The organism is Polynucleobacter sp. MWH-Braz-FAM2G (assembly GCF_018687635.1).
GTDB lineage: Bacteria > Pseudomonadota > Gammaproteobacteria > Burkholderiales > Burkholderiaceae > Polynucleobacter.
The window spans coordinates 1,276,685-1,303,452 of record NZ_CP061300.1 but is presented as its reverse complement, the minus strand read 5'-3'; the positions used below and the strand labels follow the sequence as shown (position 1 = coordinate 1,303,452).

Here is a 26,768-nt window from a genome sequence, read left to right as displayed (position 1 = left end):
CGATTGATTTATTTTTAGCAAAGTCCGATGGATTTAGAAAGAAAATATACATGGCCATTCAAAGTTGGCCTTATTGCGACTTTATGCCTAGTATTGGTGTGGGCGACTGCTTTTCTAGAAATTCAACATAACAATGAGCAAGAGCATTATCAGAGTGAGCAGCGTGTAATTTCTAGATCAAGAATATTTGGTGAGTATGTAGCCTCCACCATTAAGCGCTTGGATGAGATATTGCTTGATTCAAGGCAATTTTGGACTGGCGACTGGTCTGTATTTTCTAAATATATTCAATCAAAGCATGAAAATATCTCAGACATTGCTTTTCAAATTGCGGTGATTGATAAAGATGGACGGCTATTGTTTTCTAACCTAGCGCCAGCCACTGATAGAACAGACTTATCCCAAAGAGAGCACTTCAAGGTTCATCAAGATCATCCTACCGAAGACCAGTTATTTATTAGCAAACCATTAATTGGTAAGGTTTCAAAAAAATGGTCTATTCAATTTTCTAGGCCAATTTTTAAAGATGGGAAATTTGCAGGCGTGATTGTGGCGTCAGTTGATCCTAAACACTTTGGCTTATTTGCTCAAACACTAAAGATTGATAACGGCGATGTGATATCTATCATTCGGGATACCGGTGAGCGCATGGCCCGCTATCCAATTGACGAGTCAAGTTATGGTCAAAAGCTGACAGATTTACCTTTTATGGGCTCAAATGCTCCTTTTTCGGGGGTGTTTCAACGGCAATCTGCGCATGATGGGATCAGCCGTCTTTACGGTTTTTATCGTCTTCCTGCAAATGGCCTGACGATTTTGGCTGGCGAATCAACCGAAGTGGCTGGTCTCCCAGCAAATGAATACCGCAACCTTATTATTGCTTATGTAGTTGCAATTTCCTTCTTAATTGCTTTCGCTGCGTTTTTGATCTGGCGGCGTGGTGAAGAAAAGCAACGCAGTGAAAGAGCACTAAATATAGCCTCTATGGTCTATAAAAATAGTAGTGAAGCAATGCTCATTACCGATAAGCATGGCATCATTTTGACAGTCAATTCAGCATTCACTGAGCTCACTGGATACGATTTAGATGAAGTGGTTGGGAAGACTCCGCATATATTAAATTCGGATATTCAAGATAAAGATTTTTGGCGAAATTTTTGGAGCGAACTTAATTCCAAAGGTTCATGGAAGGGCGAAGTCTACAATCGAAGAAAAAATGGTGAGATTTATATTGAACAGTTGGTAGTAGATACTATTTTCACCAAAGATTCTGATGAGTGTTTTAGAGTGGCGTTGTTTCACGATGTCACTCGAGATAAAAATAATCAAGAATTAATATTGCAGCAGGCCAATTTTGATGGGCTGACAGGCTTGCCAAACCGCCGCTTATTTTTAGAGAAACTTAATCAAGAGGCTATTCGATCTCAGCGTGGCGATGCAAAATTTGCACTCATATTTTTGGATTTAGACCACTTCAAAGATATTAATGACTCATTAGGGCATACAGCAGGCGATGAGTTGTTGAGTATTGTTGGATCTCGTCTTAGCCAAGCTATTCGTCAAGTAGATACCGTAGCCAGAATGGGTGGGGATGAATTTACTCTCATTCTAAGTGGCCTGGTTCAAATCTTTGATGTTGAAGTGGTGGCCAGAAAGGTGCTTGAACAGCTGTCATCCCCATATCTGCTGCAGGCTGAAGAGGTTTACGTGAGCGCTAGTTTGGGTATAGCGATTTATCCTGATGACACACAGGATATTGAAGAGCTTATTCGGTATGCGGATCAGGCAATGTATGTGTCAAAAGAAACTGGACGCAATCGATATACATTTTTCTCCGCCTCCATGCAAGAGGACGCTGCCAGAAGAATGAAGTTAATTAATGAAATGCACATCGCTCTAAAGGAGGAGCAATGGGAAATTCATTATCAGCCAATAGTTGAATTGGAAACGGGCAAGGTTTGCAAGGCAGAGGCTTTGGTTCGATGGAATCATCCAACTCGAGGGAATATGCAGCCTGGAGAATTTATTCCTTTGGCAGAAGAGGTTGGGCTTATAGAAGAAATTGACGCATGGATGCTCAAAAAGGTCTGCATGGACTTGGCAACTTTAAATGATGTTGTTGATGAGCAATTTCAGATTAGCGTCAATCGTTCCGCCAGGGAGTTTAGGCATAGTAAAGACTACATCGAAAAACTTGCAAAATTTGATGTCCCGCTTGAGCGAATTGTTTTGGAGATTACTGAAGGCGTTTTGATGGATGAAAGCCTTGCGACCGTTGAAAATATTCAAAAACTTTATCAGGCTGGGGTGAGCTTTGCCCTGGATGACTTTGGAACTGGCTATTCATCAATGTCATATCTCAGGAGATTCCCGGTAGCCTTTTTAAAAATCGACCAATCTTTTGTGTCTAATTTGAATGACTTTTCCTCGAAAGACAGCGCTTTTTGCGAGAGTATTATTTCGCTGGCTCATAAATTGCGCGTCAAAGTAATTGCTGAAGGCGTGGAGACTCTCGAACAAGTAAATTGGTTGAGGCGTCTAGGTTGTGATTACGTGCAAGGCTATTACTATTTCAAGCCCGTATCAATTAACGAGTTTTACAAAATATTGGCTAAGCAAAACACATAATCCAAAAATGCCTTAAGCTACGGTAGCATTACCTTTGCAAGACCATCTATTTGCAGCTTTCAACAAATGTTTCTGTAATAAAAGGAAAAAAATGATCTTCACCATTTTCTTAATGGATCGACCAGGCACTGCAGATTTGCGAGTGCAAATTCGTCCTGAGCATCGCGCTTATTTGGCCAAACAAGCTGATCGAATGGCATTTGCGGGTCCATTGACATCCGACGATGGGCAGACAACTTTGGGTAGTTTGTTAGTAATGGAGTTTGCTAATCGTGGTGAAGTTGAGGATTGGCTAAAGAATGAGCCATTTACGATTGCCGGCGTCTATGAAAAGCCGATCATTCATGTCTTCAATAATATGTGGCCGCAAAAGGCTGGATTTCCACCGGCATAAAAGAGTAACTGAAGATCATAGGGCAGATTCCTTTCTACATTCTAGGTGTAGAAAGGGGGTGCTTAGCGTGAGGGTGGGTTTTCTGGAACAAACTTGGAGGCGATGATCTTAAAGAGGGATAGCACTAAGAACGTCCCGACCGTATTGCCAGTAAATTCAATCCAAAAGCCATTGAAGCCCGGTGATCTTAAGTCTCGATAAACAAACCAAGAGTGGTGAAACAAAGCGCTTAGTGAAGAAAAAACCAGAGTGCAATAAAAAATCTTCGTAATGCTGATGTTACTGAGATCGGGAAGAATCTTGAATCGTTTAATTACGATGATTCTGGAAAAATAGGGGGCTAGACCTACGGTCACGCCGATTCCGAGGGCTGTAACGAATTGACCTGGTAGGCGTATAAAGTAGGCGATTAAAAAAGCTGCTAATCCGATGCCTAGCGGCCCGCTAATGGGAAAAACGAGGGTAAGAAGCAGTCTGATCCCAGCAGGGAGAAAAATCCAGTGGGCCCCGTATAAAGGGGTTATCGAGGTGGTGAGGTAGAGATTTAGGAGGTAAAAGAGGGCAAAAGTGGCTCCAGAAAGGAGGGTTTCGTAGAGGAAGGCCTGGACTTGGTCCTTAACTCCTGTACTAAATAGTAGATTACTACCTTGTTCTGGCATGGCTGATATATGAACATTGTGTCATGTCATTATCTACTAAATTCTTGCCCGCTTATTTGCGTTTTGTGCAATTGGCCGAATCTTTCGACCAAATGAATCTCTCGTCCAAATTGGACCATGTTGAGAGAGAGTTGCTCGACAGGTTAATTACCGCCTATTACAACAATGAGTTTCCCTTGATGGGCGACTTAACGGCCTTAAAAACCATCGCTTCCCAGGCAACCTTGCATGCACGTATCAAAAGCTTGATTGCCAAAGGTTTTATTGATTTGGTTGCTGATGATGATGATTCACGCAAGAAGCATTTAGTGCCTACCAATTTGGCGTTGATGTTCTACCAAAATCTTTCCGACGCGCTTGTTAAAGCTGGATCGAATTCAATAGCTTAATTTCCGTACTTTTAAGTGCGTAGTTCACTCGGTGGGTGGGTCTTAGTTCTGACCTTCACTCTCCAGAATTCTGCGCGATCCGCCCGTCTGTGAAAATTAAATAGACGCTTCATTTTTAATTCATCAAGCCTTTTTAGCAAGACATACGACACTCAGACCTGCGAGTCGATTAAAGGTCATGAAATGCAGTTCAATGGCGCAGATTTTTTTGAGTAGCCAGTTAACGAGTGGGTGGTGTTTAACAAGCTTGGATTCAGGTTCTTGATTGTTGCGACCAAGTCTATCAGCCAGTCTAGTAACGAGAGCTAACGGAAAGACTAAACCATAAAAATAAAACTGCTTTTGAGGGGTTAAGCCACATTCCTTAACTACGTTAATGAGTCCTTCTAGGGTATATCGACGTTGATGTTCGAGAAACACATCGTGGCCACTCCAGAGAAACTGAAAGGCGGGAACGGTAATCAGAAAATGAGTGCCTACGGGAAGTTGCTCGACAAATGTTTTTAAAAAAGAAGCATCATCTTCTATGTGCTCCAATACATCCATTAACAGAACTAGGTCTGCTTTATAGGGCTCACTCTCTTTGCAAAAATAAATAGGCTTGCCGTCAATGGTTGATTGACTGTTGCTGGGATAGCTAATATCTAGACACATACATTCTTGTGCCGGGGTATTTTGAAGTAAATATTTAGAAAAGAATGCTGAGCCTGCGCCAATATCCAGAATCTTGGACTTTGAAATTGATCCTATAACCTTCTCCAGCATTTTTGCTTTCGAACTATAGTACCAATGTTCTGAAATACTATCTCCTAGTATTTCAGTTTCTTTTAAATCCATGCTTAATTTTCTACTTCAAAAATTTTTCGAATGATGTAGTTCGGTCTGCGTTTGCTTTCCATATAAGTGCGCCCCATGTATTCACCTAAGACGCCAATACCAATAAGCTGCAGGCCGCCTAAAAAGGTTACTGCGACCATGATAGAGGCGTAACCTGGAACATCTACACCCGAAATCAATACTCGAATCGCGATGAATACCGCAAACAAAAATGAGGGGATGGAAACGGCTAAGCCGATATAGGTCCAAATTCGTAACGGTTCTGTGCTAAAACTAGTGAGCCCCTCAAGGGCAAAATTCCATAGCTTCCAGCCATTGAATTTTGAAACCCCCGTTTCTCTTTTAGGTCGAGAATAATTAATCACGGTGCTCTTAAAGCCCACCCATGAAAATAGACCCTTCATGAATCGATGTGTTTCAGGAAGTTGCTTCAATGCTTCCACTACCACACGATCCATTAAACGAAAATCCCCAACATTGGCAGGAATTTTCGGATTGGAGAGTTGATTGTGGATCCAATAAAAACTATTGGCTGAAGCTCTCTTAAGCCAGCTATCAGAATCACGATTCGTTCGACAGGCTAGGACAACCTCGTAGCCTTCCTGCCATTTTTCTATCATTGACGGTATGAGTTCTGGTGGATCCTGAAGATCTACATCAATCACCACCACAGCATCCCCGCGAGATTGCTCTAATCCTGCGGTGATAGCTGCCTCTTTGCCAAAATTTCTACTGAGATCAATAATTTTGATATTGGGATAATCAGACTGGGTCTGGATTAGATTCTCTAAAGTGCTGTCTGAGCTGCCATCATTGATAAAAACAATTTCCAAATGAATATCTGACCGACCAGAAAATACCCCATTAATCTTGTTAATAAATGGCGAAATGGAGTCAGCCTCGTTAAAAACGGGAACTACCAAAGAAAGGGTGGATTTATCGGTCATTGAGGAAGTTTAGGCTAAGGGGGCATTTTGCCAGTCAATATACTGGGTCGCAAGGGTCAATCGGGGTCTGGTAATTCATCTTAATAGGGCCTAAACCTATACAATTAGACCGATATTTATTGCTAATATGGGGTCAAATTGCCGGCGGTAATGGGATTAAATACTTAATTACCACTGTCTGCTATCAGAATGAGTAATTGCTTCCTCTATTATTTGATTTAAATAATTCATATTTTAATGATGCTTGGCTAAGGGTTTTGCATGTACAGAAAGTTAATGGGGTTGAGATTTCTTTTGGTTCTTATATGGCCAATCTCTTCAGTTTGCTACGGTGCTAACTTACCCGCATGTATTGGTGCGGATGCAGGCTCTTGGACCGCTTGCTCTGGCACGCAAACATTGGCTAGTGGTAATAAATATGATGGCGAATTTCTAGATGGAAAATTTGATGGCTACGGCACCTTTACATTCGTAAATGGCGATAAATACGTTGGCAAGTTTAAGAATGGTCGCCAAAGTGGTAAGGGCACTTTTACTCAAGTAAATGGCGATAAATATGTAGGCGATTGGCGTGATGGTATGCGCAACGGCAAAGGCACATTTATTGGTGCTAATGGTGTTAAGTATGAAGGTGACTTCAAAGACGATCTTTTTGATGGTCTTGGCACGATGACTTTTGCTAATGGCGACAAATATGAAGGTGAGTGGCGTTCTGGTGCGCGCCACGGCTTCGGTGTGTATTTATATCTCGCTAATAACTCTGCAAAAGGTGATAAGTACGATGGCGAGTATAGGAATGGAAAACGTTCCGGACGCGGCACTTACTATTCGCATGGTGGATCTAAATACGACGGCGATTGGTTAGACGATATTTTCAATGGTCAGGGAACCATGGTATTTCCAAATGGTGACAAATACTCTGGTGAATGGAAGCTTGGCAAACGTAATGGCAAGGGATCATATACAAGCTCTTCAGGTACTCGTTATGAGGGTGAGTGGATAGAAGAGAATATGAACGGTGTCGCTGTTGTGATTATGCCCAGCGGGCATCGCTACGAGGGCTCGCTTAAGGATGACACCTTCAATGGCCAGGGCACCATGGTTTATCCCAATGGCGACAAGTATGTTGGTGAATGGCGCAATGGCAAACGAAATGGCTCAGGTACTTTTTACTACCTTGCAAAAAATGCTTACAAGGGTGATCAGTATCAAGGTCAATTCTCGGATGACAAGCGTGATGGTAAGGGTGCTTACAGAACAGCGAATGGCAATATCTACGAAGGTGATTGGCGCGATGACAAGCTAAACGGCATTGGTAGCATGACCCTTTCGAATGGCGATCGCTACAGCGGAGAGTTTAAGGACGGCAAGCAAAACGGACGTGGCACTATGAACTATGCGAATGGCGATCGTTATCTTGGTGATTGGGTTGATGGCAAGCGTAATGGTATTGGAAGTTATGTGTCTGCCAATGGCAACCAGTATGAAGGCAATTTCAAAAATGATTTCTTTAGCGGTCAAGGCAGCATGATTTATGCCAACGGTGATAAATACACCGGTGAATGGCGTGGTAGCAAGCGTAATGGCCGCGGCGTCTATACCTATGCAGATGGCCGAACTAAGGATGCATTTTGGGATAACGGCATGCCATTGCCTATAAAGGACGATAGATTGCCACCTGTGACAGCAAGCAAGCCTCCGCCTGACGATCTGACCTTAAATTATGAGGACTATCGCAAACGTTGTCGCGATATTGGGTTTAAGAGTGGCACCGAAGAGTTCGGCAAATGCATGCTGTTGTTAACTAAGTAAGTGCTTAAAACACCTATCTCTTGCTGACATAAATAATGCGTGGTTTGATTTCATCCGATACGGATACTGCTTTTTTGTTTGCATAAGCTGTTGGAGTAACGTTCGACTTAGGAACGTGGTACGTGGTGTACTGCGGTATCTGGTAGCGCATGGGCCTGTTGATCGAGGCAACTGGGGTGAGGGTAGGCAGGTTTAAGAAACCAACACCTTCACCGCTTAGAAACGCTCTAGGATCCATTGTGTTTTGATTGTGGCTAACTTCAAAATGCAAGTGGGGTCCTGTGGTGCGGCCAGTTGTTCCAACCGTGGCAATCATCTGTGAAGCCATAACTGTGTCGCCGACATTCACCAAAATTCGATCAGCATGTCCGTAGCGGGTGATATAGCCTTGACCATGATCGATCTCGACTAGGTTACCGTAGCGTGGCAAGTAACCGGTAAATTTCACGCGACCATTACTAGCAGCTAATATGGCGCTCCCAAAGTGAGCTGGCAAATCAATGCCAGCGTGATTTTGATACTGACCAGTAAATGGGTCGGCCCGCATTCCAAAACCACTAGATATGCTCGATTTTTGTGAAAGGGGAAATGCGATATCTTTTAAGGTGCTGGTAGTTGCTGTGGGTTTGCTGCTTGCGCTAACACTTTGCGATGTAGTGTTTTCAACCGCTAGAACATTGGACGAAAGAAGGGCGCCTAGAGACCCACTAAAGAAAGCTAATAATTGGCAATTGCGTTTACTAAATAAGGACATCAAAGTGGAAAGACCTTAAGGTCTAAATGATTCAAAGAATATTAACGCTGCACTACAACCCAGTTGCCCATGCATCCGAGCGTCTGAGGATAATACATGCCATTATCAGGGCAGTAGTATGCGGTATGAAAGCGGATGGGACGTGCATATCGATAGATAACGGGATGATTATTGACTGCCGGTGCGTTTAATAGTTTTACTTGCTTGCATTGGGCTGCTTGAGCAACGCTGAACGGGAGGCTAGACAAGGCGACTCCTAAGATCAAGCATCTGATTGTGGTCTTATTCATATAACCCCCAAATGGGTAAGCAAGTTTGCATTTTACCGCTAAATGAGACCCATGGAATGGTCGATTTTTGATTGAATTATGATAGTTTCTATTAATACTTTCTGAGTAGATCTGAGGCTGTAGATGCTTTTATCCAAATTGCCAAAATTAAAGACTTTTCTCATCAGCATAGTCGCCTTATGCGTCATCCTAATTTCACTCCTTTGGGCTGGGTCTCATCTTTTATTACCTCAATATCTACAAAAGACGGTTTTGAGCTATGGGGAAAAAATTGGTTATCAGATTCATTATGAACAATTGAGTGTTTCACCGTTGCGTTTAAGTTTTGAGTTGGATGGATTGCGCTTGGCTAAGAAGGGTAGCAAGGACTTATTAAGCTTTGACAAATTAATGATTAATTTGAAGTGGACTAAGCTTGCATTAGGCGAAGTGGGTTTCGATGAAATTTTGCTTGAAAAACCAAGCATTACTTTAGAAAAAATTTCACATGGCTCTAAAGGCCAACAACAGTTTTCTTGGAATTGGGAAGAATTTATTCATGCAGTAAAAAGCAATCTTCCTCCATCTGATCCCAACTCAACAAAGTCCCCCATTAAAGTTTCTGTTGATGAACTCAAGGTTCATGGAGCAACGGCGCACCTGATTGATCCTAACAATCAATTAAAAGAGGAATTAAAACCTTTCTCAATTGAGTTGATCGATGTCGCCAACTACGACAAGAATGGAGTTGTTACTGGAGTCCGTGGTCAATACGACTTTAATTTAGGCGGTCTAGAAGTACTCATTCCAGGAATTAAAAAGACACTTGCATTTCAGCATGTGGCTTTATCGGGTAGTTTGGATAATCCTGAGCCAGGGGTTTTAGGGGCGCAGATCAATCTAAAGCTTGACGAAGGCAATATTGTTTCGCATTGGACGTTTAAAACAGCCTCTCAGATTATGGAGGGCAAGCTGGAAATTAATCAGCTTGCAACAGCACCCTTTATCCCCTTGCTACCTGCAAATAAAGAGTTAATGGGTATGAGTGGATACATCAATGCCAATTTATTGGTAAAGGTTGGCAGTGAAGGGGATGTGGTTTCTGGAAGTGCGCAATGGATGGACTTGGTCATAGCAGAGGGTGGCAAAAAGTCGCCACTGATTGCCTGGAAATCGGCTGACTTCCGTCAGTTTGAATTTCAAATGGCTAAGGCAGATTCGGCAAAGGGAAGTAGTTTGACTATAGATGAGTGCATTGTTGATCAGCCTAATCTACAGTTTGAAATCAACGAAGAGGGATTCTCCAATTTCAGGAGATTATTTTCTTCTCCCGCTAATGCTGATGGATCAAATTCAGCGCCAGTAAGTCCAACGAAACCGAAGGCACCATTTGCTCTAGATATACGCTCGATCAATTTAAAAAATGGCGAAGTGTTTTTTAGTGACCTGGCGATGAAGCCTAACCTGAAAGTCGACATTAAAAAATTTAATGCCACCTTACTAGGTGTCAGCAATATGCCTGATCGATCAGCGACTTTGGCGGCTGATGGTGTTGTGGCGGGCGCTGGAAGTTTAAAAGCAAAAGGACGAGCATCATTTGATGATCCTCGGCGTAATCATGACATTACCGTTAATTTCCGCAATCTACCATTGACCGCTTTTAATCCGGCCGTCATGACATTTGCTGGATATCAAATCGTGGGTGGTCGCTTAAGTCTGAACTTAAATTACCGTTCAAAGGATGGCGACCTTAATGGCAGCAATCAAATCATCATCAAGCAAGTGAAATTGGGTGATGAGGTCCCTGACTTTAAGGGTAAAAAATTACCCTTGGGCTTAGCGATTGCTCTCCTGGAAGATTCTGACGATACGATAGATGTGACGATACGTATTGCTGGAAATGTTGACTCACCTGAATTTAGTGCAAGTGGCTTGGTTTGGCAGGCTATTAGTAATGTATTAACGAATATTGCTACTGCTCCATTTAGAGCTTTGGCTGCATTGGTTGGTATCAGTGGCAATGACGGTGTAAATGCTGTTTTAGGGGAGGCTGTTTTCTTATCCCAAGATCAAGATAATCTAGAGAAGTTTGGCGCTTATCTTGAGAAACGCCCCAATGCAAATCTCCAAATCAACGGAACCTATGATCCTGTTCAAGATAAACAAGAATTGGCTCGGGTAAGAGCTGACTCCGCCATATTGAAGGATGCCGGATTTAAGTTAAATGCAGGTGAACCAGTGCCAGCCCCAAGTCTGTCTGATCCAAGGGTTCAGTCGGGCCTGAGAAGTGCTTATGCGCAATATGTTGGTCGGATTAAATTGGGTCAACGCTTAGTAATGCTTCCCGAAGGGGAGGCTCGTAACGAACAATTGCACAATGAATTAATTGCAGCCATTGAGGTTAGTGAAACTGAGCTAAAAGAGTTGGCTAAGAACCGCGCCAAACTTGCCTATGACATGATGGTGAAAGGCGATCAGAGCTTGAAGGATCGTATTTTGCTAGGAGATGTAAAAACAGTGAATGCTGGCAAGGAGGGGGTTCCTCTCGATGTTGAAATCAAAATCAAGTAGACTGCGCTTATGAAGTTAACAAAAATTCCCTTTGCCCTCATTTCCGCCTTAGTGATGACTGTTGGTCTTTCGGCTTGCGGCTCGATCGAATCTGCAGCGCAAGATGATTGCACCTCAATAGGCTGGCAAATAGGTAGTAAGGGTTACCAAGACTGTTATAAGGCTCGTCTTTACGAGCGTAAATTGGATTACTCACTCCCTCCAGGCGATCGGCCATCGCCCTCATTGCTCTAAACTAGGGTTTACCCTAGTTTTAATCCCTTGAGCGCCGTCAAGGACTTGGGGGTTGAAATAAACCAAAATCAGATGTGTTTTTGCCCATCCGTCACAAAAAGGGATGTGCTGCCTCGAGTATTTAAAACTACAAAAAATTAGAGACTAATGACTATGAATCACCCAAAACCTTCTGGAGAAGTCAAAGCAGTTGCGATTGCTACTGCAGATGATCTCAGGGAGACTATTCGACGTAAAAGTAAGTTAAAAGGTCGACAAGCAGATGATGCTTCTGTGGCAGAGGTGCGCCATTTAATTGGAAGTGCGCCACATCGTCGTGATTTATTGATCGAAAACCTGCATAAGCTTAACGATGAGTATCGTGCATTGCATGATCGTCATTTAGTTGCGTTGGCAAAAGAAATGAATTTGCCAATGGCCGAAGTGTATGAGGTTGCAACGTTCTATCATCACTTTGAAGTAGTTCGTGGCAATGATCCTGTAGCGGATATTACGATCAGGGTGTGTGATGGTATCGCTTGCGAATTAGCTGGGGCTCAAAATTTATTATCAAAACTCCCGGCTCTATTGGGTAATGAAAATATTAAAGTGGTTGCCGCTCCTTGTGTGGGGCGTTGCGAGCAAGCGCCTGTTGCAGTAGTGCATCAATACCCTGTGCTTTTCGCTACAGCTGATAAAGTTCAGGCGGCCGTTAATAACAAGCTCACTACGCAACCGCTAGCTAAGGACGATGCCAAATTTGATCCTGCATCATTGGCGGAGCAGGGCGTATCTCCACAAGGTGAAAATCAAGTCGTTTCACCAGACTATGTTGGCTATGAAGCTTACCGTGCACAAGGTGGTTATGCCTTGGCTAAAGAAATTCATGATGGCAGTAAAGATTCCGAAAGCATCATTAAGGCGATGGAAAGCTCTGGACTTCGAGGCTTGGGGGGTGCTGGCTTCCCAGCGGGTCGCAAGTGGCGCATCGTAAAAGATCAAGCTGCTCCGAAATTGATGGCAGTGAACATTGACGAGGGAGAACCGGGAACATTTAAGGATCGTACTTATTTGGAGCGTGATCCACATCGTTTCCTAGAGGGGCTATTAATTGCCGCCAATGTCGTAGGTATCGATGCCTGCTATATCTATCTACGGGATGAATACCATGGCTGTCGTGAGCTGCTAGAAAAAGAACTAGCAAAGCTCCAAGCAAATCCACCATTTTCGATTCCTAAAATTGAATTACGTCGTGGCGCAGGTGCTTATATCTGCGGAGAAGAATCTGCCATGATTGAAAGTATTGAAGGCAAGCGCGGAGAACCGCGAATGCGTCCTCCTTACATTGCGCAAGTTGGATTATTCGGTAGACCTACCTTAGAGCATAACTTTGAGACACTCTACTGGGTGCGTGACATCGTTCAACGTGGACCAGAGTGGTTTAGTTCATATGGTCGTCATGATCGCAAAGGCTTGCGAAGCTTTAGTGTCAGTGGGCGCGTAAAAAAACCAGGTGTGAAATTAGCGCCCGCTGGTATCACCATCCAAGAATTGATTGATGAGTATTGTGGAGGCATGCAAGATGGCCATCAGTTTTATGGCTATCTACCTGGCGGTGCATCGGGCGGAATCTTGCCAGCCACCATGAATGACATACCACTCGACTTTGACACCTTGCAACCTTATGGTTGTTTTATTGGTTCAGCGGCAGTGATGGTATTTAGTGATCAAGATAAAGCGCGCGATATGGCTTTGAATGTCATGCATTTCTTTGAACATGAGAGTTGCGGTCAGTGCACGCCTTGTCGTGTGGGTACCGGAAAGGCTGCCAAACTCATGCAGGCAAAGTCATGGGATCAAGCCACATTGGAAGATTTGGCTACTGTCATGGTCGACGCTTCGATTTGTGGCTTAGGTCAGGCCGCACCAAACCCAATTCGCTGTATTCATAAATATTTCCCACAAGAAGTTGCTTAATACTTAGATCAGATCTGGGAAGAACGAGACTATATGAACGCACCAACCAATCCAAAAGAACTTGAGCTACAAACCGTCGAGTTCAAGCTTGATGGCAAAACGATTATTTCCTATGAAGGTGAAACGATTCTCAAGGCTGCAAAACGCCATGGTATTGATATTCCGCACCTCTGTTTTAAAGATGGCTATCGCCCCGATGGAAACTGCCGAGCATGTGTAGTAGAAATTAATGGTGAGCGTACTTTGGCGCCTAGTTGCTGCAGAAGTGCTACAGCTGGAATGGAAGTAAAAGCAAATAGCGAGCGTGCTCTCAAGAGTCAAAAGCTTGTGCTTGAGATGTTACTTTCAGATATGCCGGATGAAGGTTTTAAGTGGGTTGGCGATAGCAAAGAAGAAGAGCAGAAGAATCAGCATGGCGAACTCAGCACTTGGGCTAGCCGCATGGATGTTACTGTGCGTCCTGAGCTCAAAGCCTTGCGTAGAGAATCGGTATCTAGTGATATTTCTCATCCAGCCATGGCTGTCAATTTAGACGCTTGTATTCAGTGCAATCGTTGTGTTCGCGCTTGCCGCGAAGAGCAGGTGAATGATGTCATTGGCTACGCTATGCGCGGAGCTCATAGCGAAATCGTTTTTGATTTAAATGATCCTATGGGAGATAGCACTTGCGTCGCATGTGGCGAATGCGTACAAGCGTGCCCAACAGGCGCTCTGATGCCTAAGGGTTTAATTGGATCGCAAACGGTTGATCGTAAAGTGGATTCAGTTTGTCCGTTCTGTGGTGTTGGCTGTCAGATAACTTACAACGTTAAAGACGAGAAGATTGTGAGTGTTGAGGGGCGTGATGGCCCAGCAAATCACAATCGTCTGTGCGTTAAGGGGCGCTTTGGTATGGATTACATCCATAACCCTCAACGCCTCACTAAACCGCTGATCCGTAAACCTGGCGTACCAAAAGATGAATCCATGCTTGAAGGCAAGCAAGACTGGTCTCATATTTTCCGTGAGGCAACTTGGGAAGAGGCCTTGGATCTCGCTGGTGGCGGACTCAAGAAATTAAAAGACCAATACGGCTTAAAGGTATTAGCAGGTTTTGGTTCTGCAAAAGGCAGCAATGAAGAGGCTTATTTATTTCAAAAGCTGGTGCGCACTGGCTTTGGTAGCAATAACGTAGACCACTGCACTCGTCTTTGTCACGCATCTTCTGTTGCCGCATTATTGGAGGGGGTAGGCTCTGGTGCTGTGAGTAATCAAGTGAATGATGTTGAGCATTCTAGTTTGATCATGTTGATTGGATCAAACCCGACTGCAAACCATCCTGTAGCCGCTACTTGGTTTAAGAATGCCGCCAAGCGTGGCGCGAAGATTGTTTTATGTGATCCTCGCAAAACGGAAATTAGTAAACATGCATGGCGCACAATGCAATTTAAGCCTGACACAGACGTGGCAATGCTTAATGCCATGATTTACACCATCATTGAAGAAGGTTTGGCCGATAAAGATTTTATTCAGAATCGTGCCAATAACTTTGAAGCTTTAAAAGAAAATATTAAGGGGTATAGCCCTGAAGCAATGGCGCCTATTTGTGGCATACCTGCAGAAACATTGCGTGAAGTAGCTCGCGAATTTGCTACCACTAAGTCGGCTATGATTTTGTGGGGCATGGGTGTGAGTCAGCATGTCCATGGAACTGATAATGCGCGTTGCCTCATTGCCTTAGTCAGCATTACCGGACAAATTGGCAAACCTGGTTCAGGATTGCATCCTTTGCGCGGTCAAAATAACGTGCAGGGCGCGAGTGATGCCGGTTTGATTCCAATGATGTTCCCAAATTACCAACGTGTTGATAATCCTGAAGCCCATGCTTGGTTTGAAAAATTCTGGGATACACTGCTAGATAAAAAACCTGGATATACCGTAGTTGAGATCATGCACAAGATCACTGCTCCAGATAGTGATCCTGACAAGATCCGCGGCATGTATGTTGAGGGTGAAAATCCAGCAATGAGCGATCCTGATTTGAATCATGCTCGTCACGCTTTAGCTTCTTTGGAGCATTTGGTAGTTCAGGACATCTTCATGACTGAAACTGCTTTACTTGCAGATGTGGTTTTGCCAGCCAGCGCTTGGCCAGAGAAAGTGGGAACAGCAAGCAATACCGATCGTATGGTGCAATTGGGCAAGAAGGCGATTGAGCCTCCAGGCGATGCAAAAGCAGACTTGTGGATCATTCAAGAGATTGCTAAACGCATGGGTCTGAACTGGAACTATCAGGGTCCAGATGCTGGTGTTGCAGAGGTTTACGATGAGATGCGTCAAGCTATGCATGGTGCGATTAAAGGAATTACTTGGGAGCGCCTTGAAAAAGAATCTAGCGTGACATACCCATGCCTATCACTGGAAGATCCTGGTCGTCCAATTGTCTTTGATGATCAGTTTGCTACTCCCGATGGAAAAGTAAAGCTCGTACCTGCTGATATCATCCCCGCAAATGAGCGTCCAGATTCTGAGTACCCATTTGTGCTTATTACTGGTCGTCAGTTAGAACATTGGCATACAGGCAGTATGACTCGGAGAGCAACTGTGCTTGATGCAATTGAGCCCATGGCAACCGTTTCTATGAATGGCGAAGATATGACCCAGTTAGGCGTTTCTGCTGGTGATGTGATTACCGTCCAGTCACGTCGAGGTGAGGTCGGTATTCATGTGCGCCGAGATGATGGCACTCCAAAGGGTGTGATCTTTATTCCATTCGCCTACTATGAAGCTGCTGCCAATCTCATTACCAATCCTGCTTTAGATCCATTTGGCAAGATTCCGGAATTTAAGTATTGCGCGGTAAAGTTATCCAAAGGTGGTCAGGCCGCAGCGGTAATAGGTTATGGTACTAATGCCCCGAATGGACCAAAAGTGATGGCCAATAACTAGGTGCCGTTCTTTGTGTGTAGGTAGTTAATAAAAAAGGCCCCTAAAAGGGGTCTTTTTGCATAGATTTCATCATTTTCATTTGCCCTTTAGAATGACTCCTTCATGGCTAGCTCAATACCTACATCAGCACAAGCAAAAGCGGATTTGCCCGTTCTCATTATTGGGGCTGGCTTAGCGGGCTTAACGGTCGCTTTGCATATGGCTGAGACTCAGCCTGTGATCTTGATGGCCAAGCGCGGTTTAGCTGAAGCTGCTACTGCTTGGGCTCAGGGTGGCATTGTCGGTGTTGTGGATAAAGAACGCGACAGTATCGACTCTCATGTTACCGATACCTTGGAGGCTGGCGCTGGTCTTGTAGTTGAGTCGACTGCCCGCTACATAGCAGAGGAAAGTGCGGAAGCAATCCGTTGGTTAGTGGAGCAGGGAGTCCCTTTTACCGAGGATGAATCTGGTCCGATGGGTTTGCACCTTACTCGTGAAGGTGGCCATAGTCATCGCCGTATTGCGCATGCCGCAGATGCTACTGGCAAAGCAATTCATGAAGTATTGCTAGACAAAGCGAGATCGCACAAGAATATTCAAATCTTAGAACATTGGATTGCGCTTGATCTCATCACTAATCGTCATTTGGATGCTAAGGTGCAACGTGGCAAGCCTAATCGTTGCTATGGTGTGTATGCCTTAGATATTAAAAAGAATAAGGTTGAAACTATCCAGGCGAAGTCAGTTGTATTGGCAACTGGTGGCGTGGGTAAAGTCTATCGCTACACTAGCAATCCTGATACCGCTACTGGAGATGGTATTGCCATGGCTTGGCGTGCAGGATGTCGCGTTGGCAATATGGAATTTATTCAGTTTCATCCGACCTGTTTGTATCACCCCAGTGATCGTACTTTCTTAATCACAGAAGCAATGCGAGGAGAGGGTGGGCTATTAAAGTTGCCTGATGGCACACGCTTTATGCCAGAGCATGATGATCGCAATGAATTAGCGCCGCGCGATATTGTCGCCCGAGCAATCGACTTTGAGATGAAAAAACATGGTTTAGATTATGTTCACTTAGATGCCACTCACCTTGGTGAGGCATTTATTAAAGAGCACTTTCCCATGATCTATGCTCGCTGCCTTAGTTTGGGATTGGATATAACGAAGAAGGCTATTCCAGTGGTCCCAGCTGCGCATTACAGCTGTGGTGGAGTGGTAACCGACTTGAAGGGACGCACTGATTTGCCTGGTCTCTACGCAGTGGGAGAGGCTACATATACAGGCTTGCACGGCGCTAATCGATTGGCCAGTAACTCATTGTTAGAGTGTGTGGTGATTGGAAAAGCGGCGGCTGAAGATATATCCTCGCTCAAATCTCCTGCGATTCCGCCACTACCTTTATGGGATGAAAGTCAGGTTGAGGATGCGGATGAGCAAGTTGTCATTGCACACAACTGGGATGAGTTGCGCTCATTGATGTGGAACTATGTTGGTATCGTGCGAACCAATCGTAGACTGGAACGTGCATTGCACCGAATTAAACTACTGCGCTACGAAGTTCAAGAGTATTACGCGAATTTTAAGGTGACCCGGGATCTGATTGAATTAAGAAATCTCTTGGAGTGCGCGGAACTTATTGTGCGCTCAGCATTAATGCGTCGAGAGAGTAGGGGACTGCATTACAGCCGTGACTATCCCGGTACCTGGGCTGTTTCCTATCCGACTATTTTGACGCCACAAGCAGAAGGCGTAGACAGCCCTCAAGAAGCTTAGCGAGCTTGAGATTGATTGGTTTATCCCAGAACTCTCATTGAGAAATCTACGGCGTTCACATCTTTAGTTAATTTACCGAGCGAAATTCGATCTACTCCGGTCGCGGCAATGGCACGCATTTGATCTAGATTGATGCCTCCAGACGCTTCCAATAGAGCGCGACCTGCTGTAAATGCTACAGCTTGCTTCATTTGTTCGGTAGTGAAGTTATCAATCAGAACGCTTTTGGCGCCTGCCGCTAAAGCTTCTTCTAATTCGGCGAAATTTTCTACTTCGATCTGAATATCAACCCCAGCGTTTAAAGCCTCGGCATTTTTTAACGCGGCCGATACACTTCCTGCTGCAGCGATGTGATTTTCCTTAATCAGGATTCCATGCCATAGAGCTAAGCGTTGATTTTGGCCGGATCCTACTCGCACGGCATATTTCTGGGCTTGTCTCAAACCTGGGAGTGTCTTGCGGGTATCTAATACAGCGCATCCATTAGCATTTGGGCTGGCACCCGCTATGGCATCTACATATTGACGGGTAATCGTGGCTGTCCAAGAGAGTGTTTGTAAAAAATTAATGCAAGTGCGTTCTGCTGATAGAAGAGCCTGGGAGTCAGCCTGAATATCACAGACGGTGGTATCGGGTTTCATGAAATCGCCCTCCATGTAGTACCAGCTTATCTTCGCTTGAGGATCTAGTTTTTTAAGGGTGCCTTCGAACCAGTCAACCCCGCATAAGACCGCTGCTTGACGAATAATGAGTTGCGCCTTTACGTTTCGTTTAGGCACCAGCATAGCAGTCCAATCACCAGTGCCAATATCTTCTAATAGTGCGTCGTGAATATTGCGTTGACGAGCTTGTTCTAAGGTTTCGTTGAATTCAAACATGAGATTATTTTTATTTACTTATTTTGGTTTAGGCTGAGCCAATATTTTTGACAAAGCCATGCTGTGCTTTAGCAAGCAGGTCAGGGTGGTTTTTTGTAAAGTCCAACATGCGGTCAATACAGACCAATGCTTGTGAGCGGATAGGTTCTTCAACAAAGACTTCGCCAACATGATTCTCTAGGCAATTGACAATGCCGACGAGACCATTCATGGCCATCCAAGGGCAATGAGCACAACTTTTGCAAGTCGCACTATTGCCTGCGGTCGGGGCTTCAATTAATTTTTTATTTGGGGCAAGTTGGCGCATGCGATGCAGAATGCCGTTATCAGTTGCCACAATATATTCAGTGGCATTACCATCAACTACAGCCTTAATCATGGCGGAAGTAGAGCCAACTACATCAGCAAGGTCGACAACAGCTTGTGGTGACTCAGGATGGACCAAGATCATGGCATTTGGATGCTGCGCCTTTAACATCTCTAGCTCTATTGCCTTGAATTCGTCATGGACAATACATGCCCCATTCCAAAGCAACATATCGGCGCCAGTTTGTTCCTGTATGTAACGCCCTAAGTGGCGATCAGGGGCCCATAAGATTTTCTTATTTTCTAATTTGAGCTGGTGAACAATTGCTAAAGCACAGGAGCTGGTTACCATCCAATCCGCTTGTGCTTTTACGGCTGCACTGGTGTTGGCATAGACAACTACCACTCGATCAGGATGCGCGGCTCGAAAAGTAGCAAAGTCTGTAGCATTGCAGCCTAAGTCCAAAGAACAAGTTGCATCCAAGTCAGGCATAAACACCCGTTTTTCAGGGCTGAGTATCTTTGCTGTCTCGCCCATAAAACGGACGCCAGCAACAATGAGGTTTTTTGCAGGATGGTTTTTCCCAAAGCGGGCCATTTCTAGAGAATCGGCAACGCAACCGCCAGTTTCTAGTGCTAGGTCTTGAATATCCGCATCTACATAGTAGTGCGCGACTAATGCGGCATCTTTTTCACGTAAAAGGGTTTTGATTTTCTCTATGACTTGAGGTCTCTCAAGGGCTGAGAGTGGCTGCGGAGTTTTAGCCCAAGCTTGAGCCGTGCATGTCAGACCAGTCGAGTCTTGCTGAGGGTAATCAAATTGAATAGGGGTAGAGGACGTTTCGATCATGCTAAATCTTAACCCGATAAGGGACCCTGAGGTTTTGGGCTTGGTTTTGGTGCTTTTAAGACAAAGTAGGGTATTTTAGGAAATGCCTAAAAAATGCCCTAGGGGGTGTTAGAGTACTGTAAGCACAAACTTGGAATGCAGATTTAGTTACAGATGAATTTCCTCAAAACACTCTTTCAATCCCCTGATTTCAAATCTTTAAGAACATTGCAAGTTCTAATTTGGTCAGTTTTATATGCCTATATTGCAGGCTATATTCTCCGAAATTTTGCTGGTGAATCTGGTGCAAGTCTGATTTGGGTTCCTGCTGGTATTGGTCTAGCGTTGCTTCTGAATTTTGGTATTTCTTATTGGCCTTATATTTTTATCGCCGCAGTGGCGGGGGAAATGCTTGGCGGTTTTGGTTTGTTTACCGCCCTGATGTTGGCGTTGGGGAGTACCGTAAGTTGTATTCTTTCCGCCTATTTACTCTCGAAGGTATTCCCATTTAATCGCAATTTATCCTCTTTGTTAGATATTGCGTCTCTAGTATTGGTTTCCACCATCTTGGGTTTGTCGAGCGGTTTAATTGATGCGACCATTATTTATCAATCAGGGCGCGCTGAGCCTGGACAGTTTCAAACCGTCTTTTACACCTGGTTTATAGGTGATTTTTTTGGGGCTGCATTTTTTACCCCCGTTCTTTTGGTATGGAGAAGGTTTCCAAAAGATTGGCTTAAGACGCCAAAGCTATATGAAGTCATCACGTTCTTTGGTTTGGTGTTTTTGTTTGGGCAGGGCGTTCTTTTTGGTTGGCTAAATACTCAATTTGAAGCTTTGAACTTTGAAAATCGAGGGTATTTAATTCTCCCCATATTGTTGATTGCTGCTTTGCGATATGGACGTCATGGAGCCATGTTGGTATTGGCCTTGACAGTCATTCAGTCCATCTTAGGCGCTTATGATGGTCATGGCTTTTTCAATCACAGCATGATGAATGACCCAGCCCCAATCAGCATTTGGGTATTTTTGAGTTTGATAGGCTTTTTAAGTCTAATGATTAGTTTGCTGATTGAAAATAATCAGGCTAAAAATCTAGATTTAGTAAAGGCTGAAGGACGATTTAAAGAAATTGTTGAGCGCATTCCAGTATCCATGGCAATTTTGGATGTGGATAAGCGATCAATGGGTTTAGTTAATGATGCATATACGCATTTAACCGGCTATACCGCTAGTGATTTACAGAAAAGTGATGATTGGTGGAGTCTCGCTTATCCCAATGTGGCATATCGACAAGAAATTGAGCGCATATGGGACGAGCGCGTTCATGAGGCAAGGCATTTGCACACTCCCATGGTTCCTGTTGAATCCTGGATTGTTTGCAAAAATGGAGAAAAAAAATATATTAGCTGGGGCTCAGTAAGTGCAGGGGATAAGTTTGCAATTTACGGAATTGATTTAACCGATAGAAAGAAAAACGAAGACCTATTAAAAATTACTTCTTCTGTTTATCAGGCCATTGGAGAGGCGGTTTTCATCACCAATCCCCAGAATGAAATAGTGCTTGTGAATGACGTTTTTACAGGTTTAACTGGCTATAGTAAAAATCAAATAGCCGGCCTTAATTTACAGTCCTTACTTGTAAAGGCTGATAATGCCAGCACCTATTCTGATTTATTACCCGCATTAGACTCTGTGGGTCATTGGGAGGGGCAGGTCGGCATTAAATGTAGTGATGGTACGAATTACTTAGGCTTCTTATCGCTATTTTCTGCATTGGATGACAGGGGAAATATTCGCCAACGAGTTGGCCTTATTTCTCAAGTGTCGGATCAGAAAAAATATCGCGAAATCATTACGCGTCAAGCCAATTACGATGCTCTTACGGGACTTCCAAACCGACGTTTATTTTTAGACCGAGTAGATGAGTCTATTAAGCGTGCAGATCGCAGTAAAAATAATTTTGCCTTACTCTTCGTTGATCTTGATCGGTTTAAAGATATTAATGACACCTCAGGTCACGATGTTGGAGACGAAATTTTAAGAAAGGTATCAGAACGCTTTAAAGCGGAATTAAGAGAATCGGATACTGTGGCACGTATTGGTGGAGATGAGTTCACCATTATTTTGAATGATCTTGAGCATCCTAGGAACTTAGATAAAGTCCTTATGGGTATTACTGATCGACTGGCTGAACCCATTGAAATAGATGGTAAGGTTTTCCACATCACTGCTTCTCTAGGCATTGCCTTCTATCCGCAAGATGCAACGAGCACTAAAGGCCTGTTAATGAAGGCTGACCAGGCCATGTATGCCGTGAAGACGCAGGGAAGAAATGGGTTTCATTACTTCACTCAATCCTTGCAAGAAGTTGCCGATCAAAAAATGCGAGTGATTTCTGAGCTTAGAAATGCTCTCAAAAATAATCAGTTCTACTTGCATTACCAACCGATCGTAGATTTAGCCTCAGGAAAAATTTTGCACGCCGAGGCGTTATTGCGTTGGAAGAAAGAAAACGGTCAATTGAGTTTGCCTGTGAACTTTATAGAAGTTGCAGAAGACTCGGGTCTAATTATTGAGATTGGTGATTGGGTATTTAAACAGGTCTGTCAATTTTTGCAGGACTTGCCAAGTAATAGCAAGGACATCAGTATTGGCATTAACGTTTCTGGCAGTCAATTCAACTCGAATAAACATTCCGCGCTCGATTGGATTGATTACCTGCAAGAGCGAGGTTTATCTAGCAGTCAGATTATTCTTGAAGTGACTGAGCATACGATGATGAATCAGAACGCTCGTGTGGCTCAGAAGATTGCCCTGTTGCATAAGGCGGGCTTTAAGTTCGCTATTGATGACTTTGGAACAGGTTATTCCTCGCTCTCAGCATTGAGAAACTTCAATTTCAATTATTTGAAGATCGATTTCTCCTTTACTCGGCAAATTACACACAGCAAGTCCGATGAAGCCTTGGTACGGGCTATGGTCACCATGGGTTCTGGTCTTGGCTTGCACACCATTGCTGAGGGTGTTGAAACTGAAGAGCAGCGTCAAGCATTGTTGAATGTTGGATGCATCTTAGGGCAGGGATATTTGTTTAGCCGTCCAGTTCCTGAGGAAGACTTTATGAAGCTGTTGGAGATTTCTAGTAGTTAAGTCCTAAACAGCTGTCTAAATTGTTGTCCAATTGCAACAAATCAGATTGTTTTTGTAGATTTACGTGTCTAAATCATTTGTATAGCTGTATAAATGATCCCCCGGCCTCTGTTTTTTTGGTTTGGGAATTGAAAAACGATTGGACACCTGACTAAATGATTTCAAGTAAGGAGTTGCTGGAACAAACCGGCATCTCCAGAGCAACCCTCAATAACTACATACAGCTTGGCATACTGCCTAAGCCAAATGTTCAGTCTCATGCTGGTGATACAGCAGGGGCGGCTCGTTTATTGGGGTACTTTCCTGATGATGCGGTTGATCGCATTCAGACTGTCCAAGCGTTAAAGGCCAAAGGCCTCTCCATGAATTTAATTGCCCAAGAGCTAGCTTCTACCGATGCGCTCTTAGGCGTGAGTGATATGAGTTATGACTCGGAGCTGGCTCATGAGCTTGAATCGGTTCAATTTGCCTCGGCGAAAGCGCCTGAATCTCGTAAAGCTACTTCTGTATCTCCAAAGAAACATGCGATGCAGTCTAGCCAAGGAATGATGCTTTCTTTGGATCGCTTAGAGCAGCCAGCTTACATGCTTAATTACAACCTTGAGCTTACCTGGTTGAATGAAGCTGCGCGCACTGAATTATTTTGTTTTACAACGCCTCCTGCGCAAAGTTCAGAGAGAAATCTCTTTGAATTGTTTTCACGCCCCGAATCTAAACTGAGTCTCAATGATCAGCGTGCGTTAGCGAATTTGCATTTGCATTTAGCAAGCGCAAGGATGGGGAAAGAATCGCTCACCAAAGTGGTGATGGCGGCAGATCCTGATTTGTTGGACTTGTTTGTAGATTTGAAGTTTCAGACAAAGGCGCAGGAGCAGCAACCTTCATCTGCTATTACTGAGTTGGATCTCATTCGTACTGGGCCAAACGGCCTGCCAATGCTGTACAGAGTGTACGCAGTGTATTTCCGCGAGGGGATTCTAGTTATTCATACGGCATCCGATCATCGAGAAGATGATCTGCTCGCTTTCTTGGGCAAACGTGATCAAGTGATTCAAGGTCTGCTCAGCAAGCGTCTGCCAGTGATGACGCCATTAGCTGTTCTCGTTGCGGATCTACAAAACTCGGTACGTATTTGCTCCGAATTGCCACCTGATGAATATTTTGAGTTGATTAACCAGATTTGGTCGACCATGAGTCCGATACTGCGTAAGTACACGGGCACTCATGGAAAGCACGCTGGTGATGGAGTGGTTTACTACTTCTTCCCTCAGCCCGAATCCAACTATTTATTTAATGCAATCGCTTGTGCTGATGAACTTCGACAGGCGATGCGAAAAATTAGTGCCGATTGGCAATTACGTAAAAATTGGTTAACTGAATTGCAACTGAACATTGGCCTGCATGAAGGTCAGGAGTGGCTTGGCAGCTTCCAGTCTGCAAACCATGTGGAATTTGCCGTATTGGGTGACACAATCAATCGCGCTTCAAGATTAAGTGATTTTGCGCGCCATGGCAGCATTTGGGCGACTAAAAATTTAGTTTCACGCCTAACGAGTGATGAACGCAGTCGCATCGAGTTTGGTGTCATGCACCATAGTGTTGAGAATGGCGATCGCTTTGTACTATCTTCTTATGCCCAAGTTGAATCTTTAGTGGATCTCAACGACGGGAAGCTCGATAAATTGCGCGATATCGCGCAATTGGCGGTGACAGAGATTCGTAGAGTGACCGCTAGCAGACAGTATTAATCAATTTCAAATACGCTCTCAAGCAAGCACTCAAGCGAGCACTTCAGCAAGGCATTTATAAAGAATTTAATTTCTTGGCTTGCTGATAGTTTTCAGGTGGCGGGTTGTAACCTGGAATTTTGCTCACATCCACTTCATCGACTTGCTTGGGATCTAAAAATTTATTCGCATATTCTTCATAGACCTTTTCCCAGATAAACACGTCAAAGAGGTCTGGATCTACGTGGGCACCCAGTTTCATTTTGCCCAAAATTTCTAGAGATTCGCTCAGTGTCTTGCCTTTTTTGTATGGGCGATCATGCGCAGTGAGAGCTTCAAAGATGTCGGCAATACCCATACATCTCGCGGGTACCGACATTTGTTCTCTAGTAAGTCCCTTTGGATATCCTTTGCCATCCATTTTTTCATGGTGACCACCGGCATATTCAGTCACATTCTTCAAGTGTTTTGGCCATGGCAACTGCTCCAACATGCTAATGGTCAAATCAATATGGTGATTAATGATTTGCCGTTCTTCGTCATTTAAGGTGCCAGCGCGAATCGTTAAGTTTTTAATCTCTTCCTCATTTAGGAGGGGCAAGACATTTCCCTCTAAATCACGCCATTGATAAAGTGCTGCAATATTTTTGACTCTTTCAATATCGCCGTCTTTCATGAATTCGCCACCAACATTACAACGTTCTAAAAATGCAAAGTCATCCAGCAATTGCGCTTTTTTCTCGGTAGCTTGTTCAGTAGAGAGATTGCCTTTGGCCGCTTCAAGATCAAAGTTTTGAAGAACTTGACCTGCCCTAGTTTTAACGAGGGCAATACGGTCAAATATTTTTTCAAGCTTGGTTGCTTTATCTACTACGTGAACCGGTGTAGTAATTTTTCCGCAGTCGTGCAATAGACCAGCAATTTTGAGTTCCTTGCGATCCGCTTCGGTCATATTAAAGTCTGCGAGAGGTCCAGCTTTGCAACGATTTACCGCATCCGCCAGCATCATGGTTAGCTCAGGAACGCGATTACAGTGACCGCTGGTGTATGGAGATTTATCGTCAATTGCGTGGTTAATTAGGCTTATGAATGACTCGAATAATTCTTCTAGTCGGTTCATCAAGAGTCGATTGGTGAGCGCTACTGCGGCTTGCGAGGCTAAGGCTTCAACGATTTCTTGATTGGTTTCAGAAAAAGGAATGATCTTGCCAGTCTGAGGATCGGTGGCATTAATGAGTTGCATTACACCAATGATTTCTGACTCATGATTTTTCATGGGAATGGTGAGGAAAGATTGCGAGCGGTACTGATTGGCGCTGTCAAACTTTTTAGTTCCTGAAAAATCAAACTCAGTTGAGTCGTAGGCGTCAGCAATATTAATCGTGCGGTCTTTGTGAACTGCGGAGCAAACTACACGAGATAACTCAGGGCTACCATCTTCTTTAAATAGCGCTAGAGGAGGGAGGTTTGCTGGTATCGCACTTTTGCCGCCAAGATGAGCGCCTTTACTTTTTGTGTGCAAAATTTCAAACTTCAGTGTTTTTTCTTCTGTCACGCTATAAACCGAACCGCCGTCAGCGTGAGTGATATCCATTGCGGATTGCAAAATATTTTCTAAAAGCTGATCAATATCTTTCTCGCTGCTGAGGGAGGCGCCAATTTGCAGCAGATGCGACATCAGTTTTTTATCAATATGTTCAGTCATGTTTTTAATAGTTTTTTGCAACAGTCAGAGTTTG

The 26,768-nt window shown here is 44.0% G+C and carries 19 protein-coding genes; 11 read left to right on the top strand and 8 right to left on the bottom strand.

Annotated features, from left to right (window positions below):
- The first annotated feature begins 27 nt into the window (after nt 1–27).
- Both FD973_RS06675 and FD973_RS06670 read left to right on the top strand, forming a co-directional pair.
- Nucleotides 28–2,628, top strand: a complete 2,601-nt coding sequence (locus FD973_RS06675) for an EAL domain-containing protein (RefSeq protein ID WP_215322558.1) — start codon at nt 28–30, stop codon at nt 2,626–2,628.
- Nucleotides 2,629–2,719: 91 nt separating this feature from the next.
- Nucleotides 2,720–3,022, top strand: a complete 303-nt coding sequence (locus FD973_RS06670) for a YciI family protein (protein ID WP_215322557.1) — start codon at nt 2,720–2,722, stop codon at nt 3,020–3,022.
- A gap of 62 nt (nt 3,023–3,084) precedes the next feature.
- Here FD973_RS06670 and FD973_RS06665 read toward each other — a convergent pair whose 3' ends face one another.
- On the bottom strand, nt 3,085–3,681 hold the full coding sequence (locus FD973_RS06665; RefSeq protein ID WP_215322556.1) for a hypothetical protein: 597 nt from the start codon (nt 3,679–3,681) through the stop codon (nt 3,085–3,087).
- A gap of 23 nt (nt 3,682–3,704) precedes the next feature.
- Between FD973_RS06665 and FD973_RS06660 the strand changes: the two genes are divergently transcribed.
- On the top strand, nt 3,705–4,070 hold the full coding sequence (locus tag FD973_RS06660) for a hypothetical protein (protein WP_215322555.1): 366 nt from the start codon (nt 3,705–3,707) through the stop codon (nt 4,068–4,070).
- A 123-nt stretch (nt 4,071–4,193) separates the two neighbouring features.
- Here FD973_RS06660 and FD973_RS06655 read toward each other — a convergent pair whose 3' ends face one another.
- Together FD973_RS06655 and FD973_RS06650 are read right to left on the bottom strand one after the other, a co-directional pair.
- Nucleotides 4,194–4,907, bottom strand: coding sequence for a bifunctional 2-polyprenyl-6-hydroxyphenol methylase/3-demethylubiquinol 3-O-methyltransferase UbiG (locus FD973_RS06655; protein WP_215322554.1), 714 nt, complete (start codon nt 4,905–4,907; stop codon nt 4,194–4,196).
- Nucleotides 4,908–4,909: 2 nt separating this feature from the next.
- Nucleotides 4,910–5,854 carry a glycosyltransferase family 2 protein gene (locus FD973_RS06650; protein ID WP_215322553.1) on the bottom strand — a complete coding sequence of 315 codons (945 nt, stop codon included), beginning with the start codon at nt 5,852–5,854 and terminating at the stop codon, nt 4,910–4,912.
- A 261-nt stretch (nt 5,855–6,115) separates the two neighbouring features.
- Between FD973_RS06650 and FD973_RS06645 the strand changes: the two genes are divergently transcribed.
- A complete protein-coding gene (locus FD973_RS06645) occupies nt 6,116–7,666 on the top strand; it encodes an MORN repeat-containing protein (RefSeq protein WP_215322552.1) in 1,551 nt (516 codons plus the stop codon).
- A 13-nt stretch (nt 7,667–7,679) separates the two neighbouring features.
- Here the strand turns inward: FD973_RS06645 and FD973_RS06640 are convergent, their stop codons facing one another.
- Nucleotides 7,680–8,420 (bottom strand): M23 family metallopeptidase, encoded by a 741-nt coding sequence (locus tag FD973_RS06640; protein ID WP_215322551.1) that lies wholly within the window; start codon nt 8,418–8,420, stop codon nt 7,680–7,682.
- Between the two features lie 41 nt (nt 8,421–8,461).
- Nucleotides 8,462–8,668: a hypothetical protein gene (locus FD973_RS06635; protein ID WP_215322550.1), complete on the bottom strand. Its 207-nt coding sequence runs from the start codon at nt 8,666–8,668 to the stop codon at nt 8,462–8,464.
- 339 nt (nt 8,669–9,007) lie between these two features.
- Here FD973_RS06635 and FD973_RS06630 point away from each other — a divergent pair, with 339 nt between their 5' ends.
- The 5 genes from FD973_RS06630 to nadB all read left to right on the top strand — a co-directional run bounded on the left by FD973_RS06630 (nt 9,008) and on the right by nadB (nt 18,136).
- The gene (locus FD973_RS06630) at nt 9,008–11,260 is read left to right on the top strand and encodes a DUF748 domain-containing protein (RefSeq protein ID WP_251368734.1); all 2,253 of its coding nucleotides are present in this window, start codon (nt 9,008–9,010) and stop codon (nt 11,258–11,260) included.
- Between the two features lie 9 nt (nt 11,261–11,269).
- Entirely contained in the window at nt 11,270–11,494 is a 225-nt protein-coding gene (locus FD973_RS06625) for a hypothetical protein (RefSeq protein ID WP_215322548.1), read from the top strand.
- 153 nt (nt 11,495–11,647) lie between these two features.
- Nucleotides 11,648–13,450 carry an NAD(P)H-dependent oxidoreductase subunit E gene (locus FD973_RS06620; RefSeq protein WP_215322547.1) on the top strand — a complete coding sequence of 601 codons (1,803 nt, stop codon included), beginning with the start codon at nt 11,648–11,650 and terminating at the stop codon, nt 13,448–13,450.
- Nucleotides 13,451–13,483: 33 nt separating this feature from the next.
- On the top strand, nt 13,484–16,378 hold the full coding sequence (gene fdhF, locus FD973_RS06615; protein WP_215322546.1) for a formate dehydrogenase subunit alpha: 2,895 nt from the start codon (nt 13,484–13,486) through the stop codon (nt 16,376–16,378).
- A 102-nt stretch (nt 16,379–16,480) separates the two neighbouring features.
- On the top strand, nt 16,481–18,136 hold the full coding sequence (gene nadB, locus FD973_RS06610) for an L-aspartate oxidase (RefSeq protein ID WP_215322545.1): 1,656 nt from the start codon (nt 16,481–16,483) through the stop codon (nt 18,134–18,136).
- Between the two features lie 20 nt (nt 18,137–18,156).
- Here nadB and nadC read toward each other — a convergent pair whose 3' ends face one another.
- Nucleotides 18,157–19,014 (bottom strand): carboxylating nicotinate-nucleotide diphosphorylase, encoded by an 858-nt coding sequence (nadC, locus tag FD973_RS06605; protein ID WP_215322544.1) that lies wholly within the window; start codon nt 19,012–19,014, stop codon nt 18,157–18,159.
- A gap of 28 nt (nt 19,015–19,042) precedes the next feature.
- Complete coding sequence (nadA, locus tag FD973_RS06600) at nt 19,043–20,170, bottom strand: quinolinate synthase NadA (RefSeq protein WP_215322543.1); 1,128 nt, start codon at nt 20,168–20,170, stop codon at nt 19,043–19,045.
- 153 nt (nt 20,171–20,323) lie between these two features.
- On the opposite strand from nadA, the gene FD973_RS06595 reads away from it, so the two are divergent.
- Both FD973_RS06595 and FD973_RS06590 read left to right on the top strand, forming a co-directional pair.
- Complete coding sequence (locus tag FD973_RS06595; protein ID WP_215322542.1) at nt 20,324–23,302, top strand: GGDEF domain-containing phosphodiesterase; 2,979 nt, start codon at nt 20,324–20,326, stop codon at nt 23,300–23,302.
- 155 nt (nt 23,303–23,457) lie between these two features.
- On the top strand, nt 23,458–25,050 hold the full coding sequence (locus tag FD973_RS06590; RefSeq protein WP_215322541.1) for an adenylate/guanylate cyclase domain-containing protein: 1,593 nt from the start codon (nt 23,458–23,460) through the stop codon (nt 25,048–25,050).
- Nucleotides 25,051–25,105: 55 nt separating this feature from the next.
- Here the strand turns inward: FD973_RS06590 and FD973_RS06585 are convergent, their stop codons facing one another.
- The gene (locus FD973_RS06585; protein ID WP_215322540.1) at nt 25,106–26,734 is read right to left on the bottom strand and encodes an HD domain-containing phosphohydrolase; all 1,629 of its coding nucleotides are present in this window, start codon (nt 26,732–26,734) and stop codon (nt 25,106–25,108) included.
- Nucleotides 26,735–26,768 lie beyond the last annotated feature (34 nt).

Bases quoted from the DNA above. Each gene is read 5' to 3' on its own strand.
- FD973_RS06655 (WP_215322554.1), bottom strand. From the start codon at position 4,907: ATGGATTTAAAAGAAACTGAAATACTAGGAGATAGTATTTCAGAACAT.
- FD973_RS06645 (WP_215322552.1), top strand. From the start codon at position 6,116: ATGTACAGAAAGTTAATGGGGTTGAGATTTCTTTTGGTTCTTATATGG.
- nadC (WP_215322544.1), bottom strand. From the start codon at position 19,014: ATGTTTGAATTCAACGAAACCTTAGAACAAGCTCGTCAACGCAATATT.
- fdhF (WP_215322546.1), top strand. From the start codon at position 13,484: ATGAACGCACCAACCAATCCAAAAGAACTTGAGCTACAAACCGTCGAG.
- FD973_RS06660 (WP_215322555.1), top strand. From the start codon at position 3,705: ATGTCATTATCTACTAAATTCTTGCCCGCTTATTTGCGTTTTGTGCAA.
- FD973_RS06625 (WP_215322548.1), top strand. From the start codon at position 11,270: ATGAAGTTAACAAAAATTCCCTTTGCCCTCATTTCCGCCTTAGTGATG.
- FD973_RS06640 (WP_215322551.1), bottom strand. From the start codon at position 8,420: ATGTCCTTATTTAGTAAACGCAATTGCCAATTATTAGCTTTCTTTAGT.
- FD973_RS06665 (WP_215322556.1), bottom strand. From the start codon at position 3,681: ATGCCAGAACAAGGTAGTAATCTACTATTTAGTACAGGAGTTAAGGAC.
- nadA (WP_215322543.1), bottom strand. From the start codon at position 20,170: ATGATCGAAACGTCCTCTACCCCTATTCAATTTGATTACCCTCAGCAA.
- FD973_RS06595 (WP_215322542.1), top strand. From the start codon at position 20,324: ATGAATTTCCTCAAAACACTCTTTCAATCCCCTGATTTCAAATCTTTA.
- FD973_RS06620 (WP_215322547.1), top strand. From the start codon at position 11,648: ATGAATCACCCAAAACCTTCTGGAGAAGTCAAAGCAGTTGCGATTGCT.
- FD973_RS06585 (WP_215322540.1), bottom strand. From the start codon at position 26,734: ATGACTGAACATATTGATAAAAAACTGATGTCGCATCTGCTGCAAATT.
- FD973_RS06670 (WP_215322557.1), top strand. From the start codon at position 2,720: ATGATCTTCACCATTTTCTTAATGGATCGACCAGGCACTGCAGATTTG.
- FD973_RS06590 (WP_215322541.1), top strand. From the start codon at position 23,458: ATGATTTCAAGTAAGGAGTTGCTGGAACAAACCGGCATCTCCAGAGCA.
- FD973_RS06675 (WP_215322558.1), top strand. From the start codon at position 28: ATGGATTTAGAAAGAAAATATACATGGCCATTCAAAGTTGGCCTTATT.
- nadB (WP_215322545.1), top strand. From the start codon at position 16,481: ATGGCTAGCTCAATACCTACATCAGCACAAGCAAAAGCGGATTTGCCC.
- FD973_RS06650 (WP_215322553.1), bottom strand. From the start codon at position 5,854: ATGACCGATAAATCCACCCTTTCTTTGGTAGTTCCCGTTTTTAACGAG.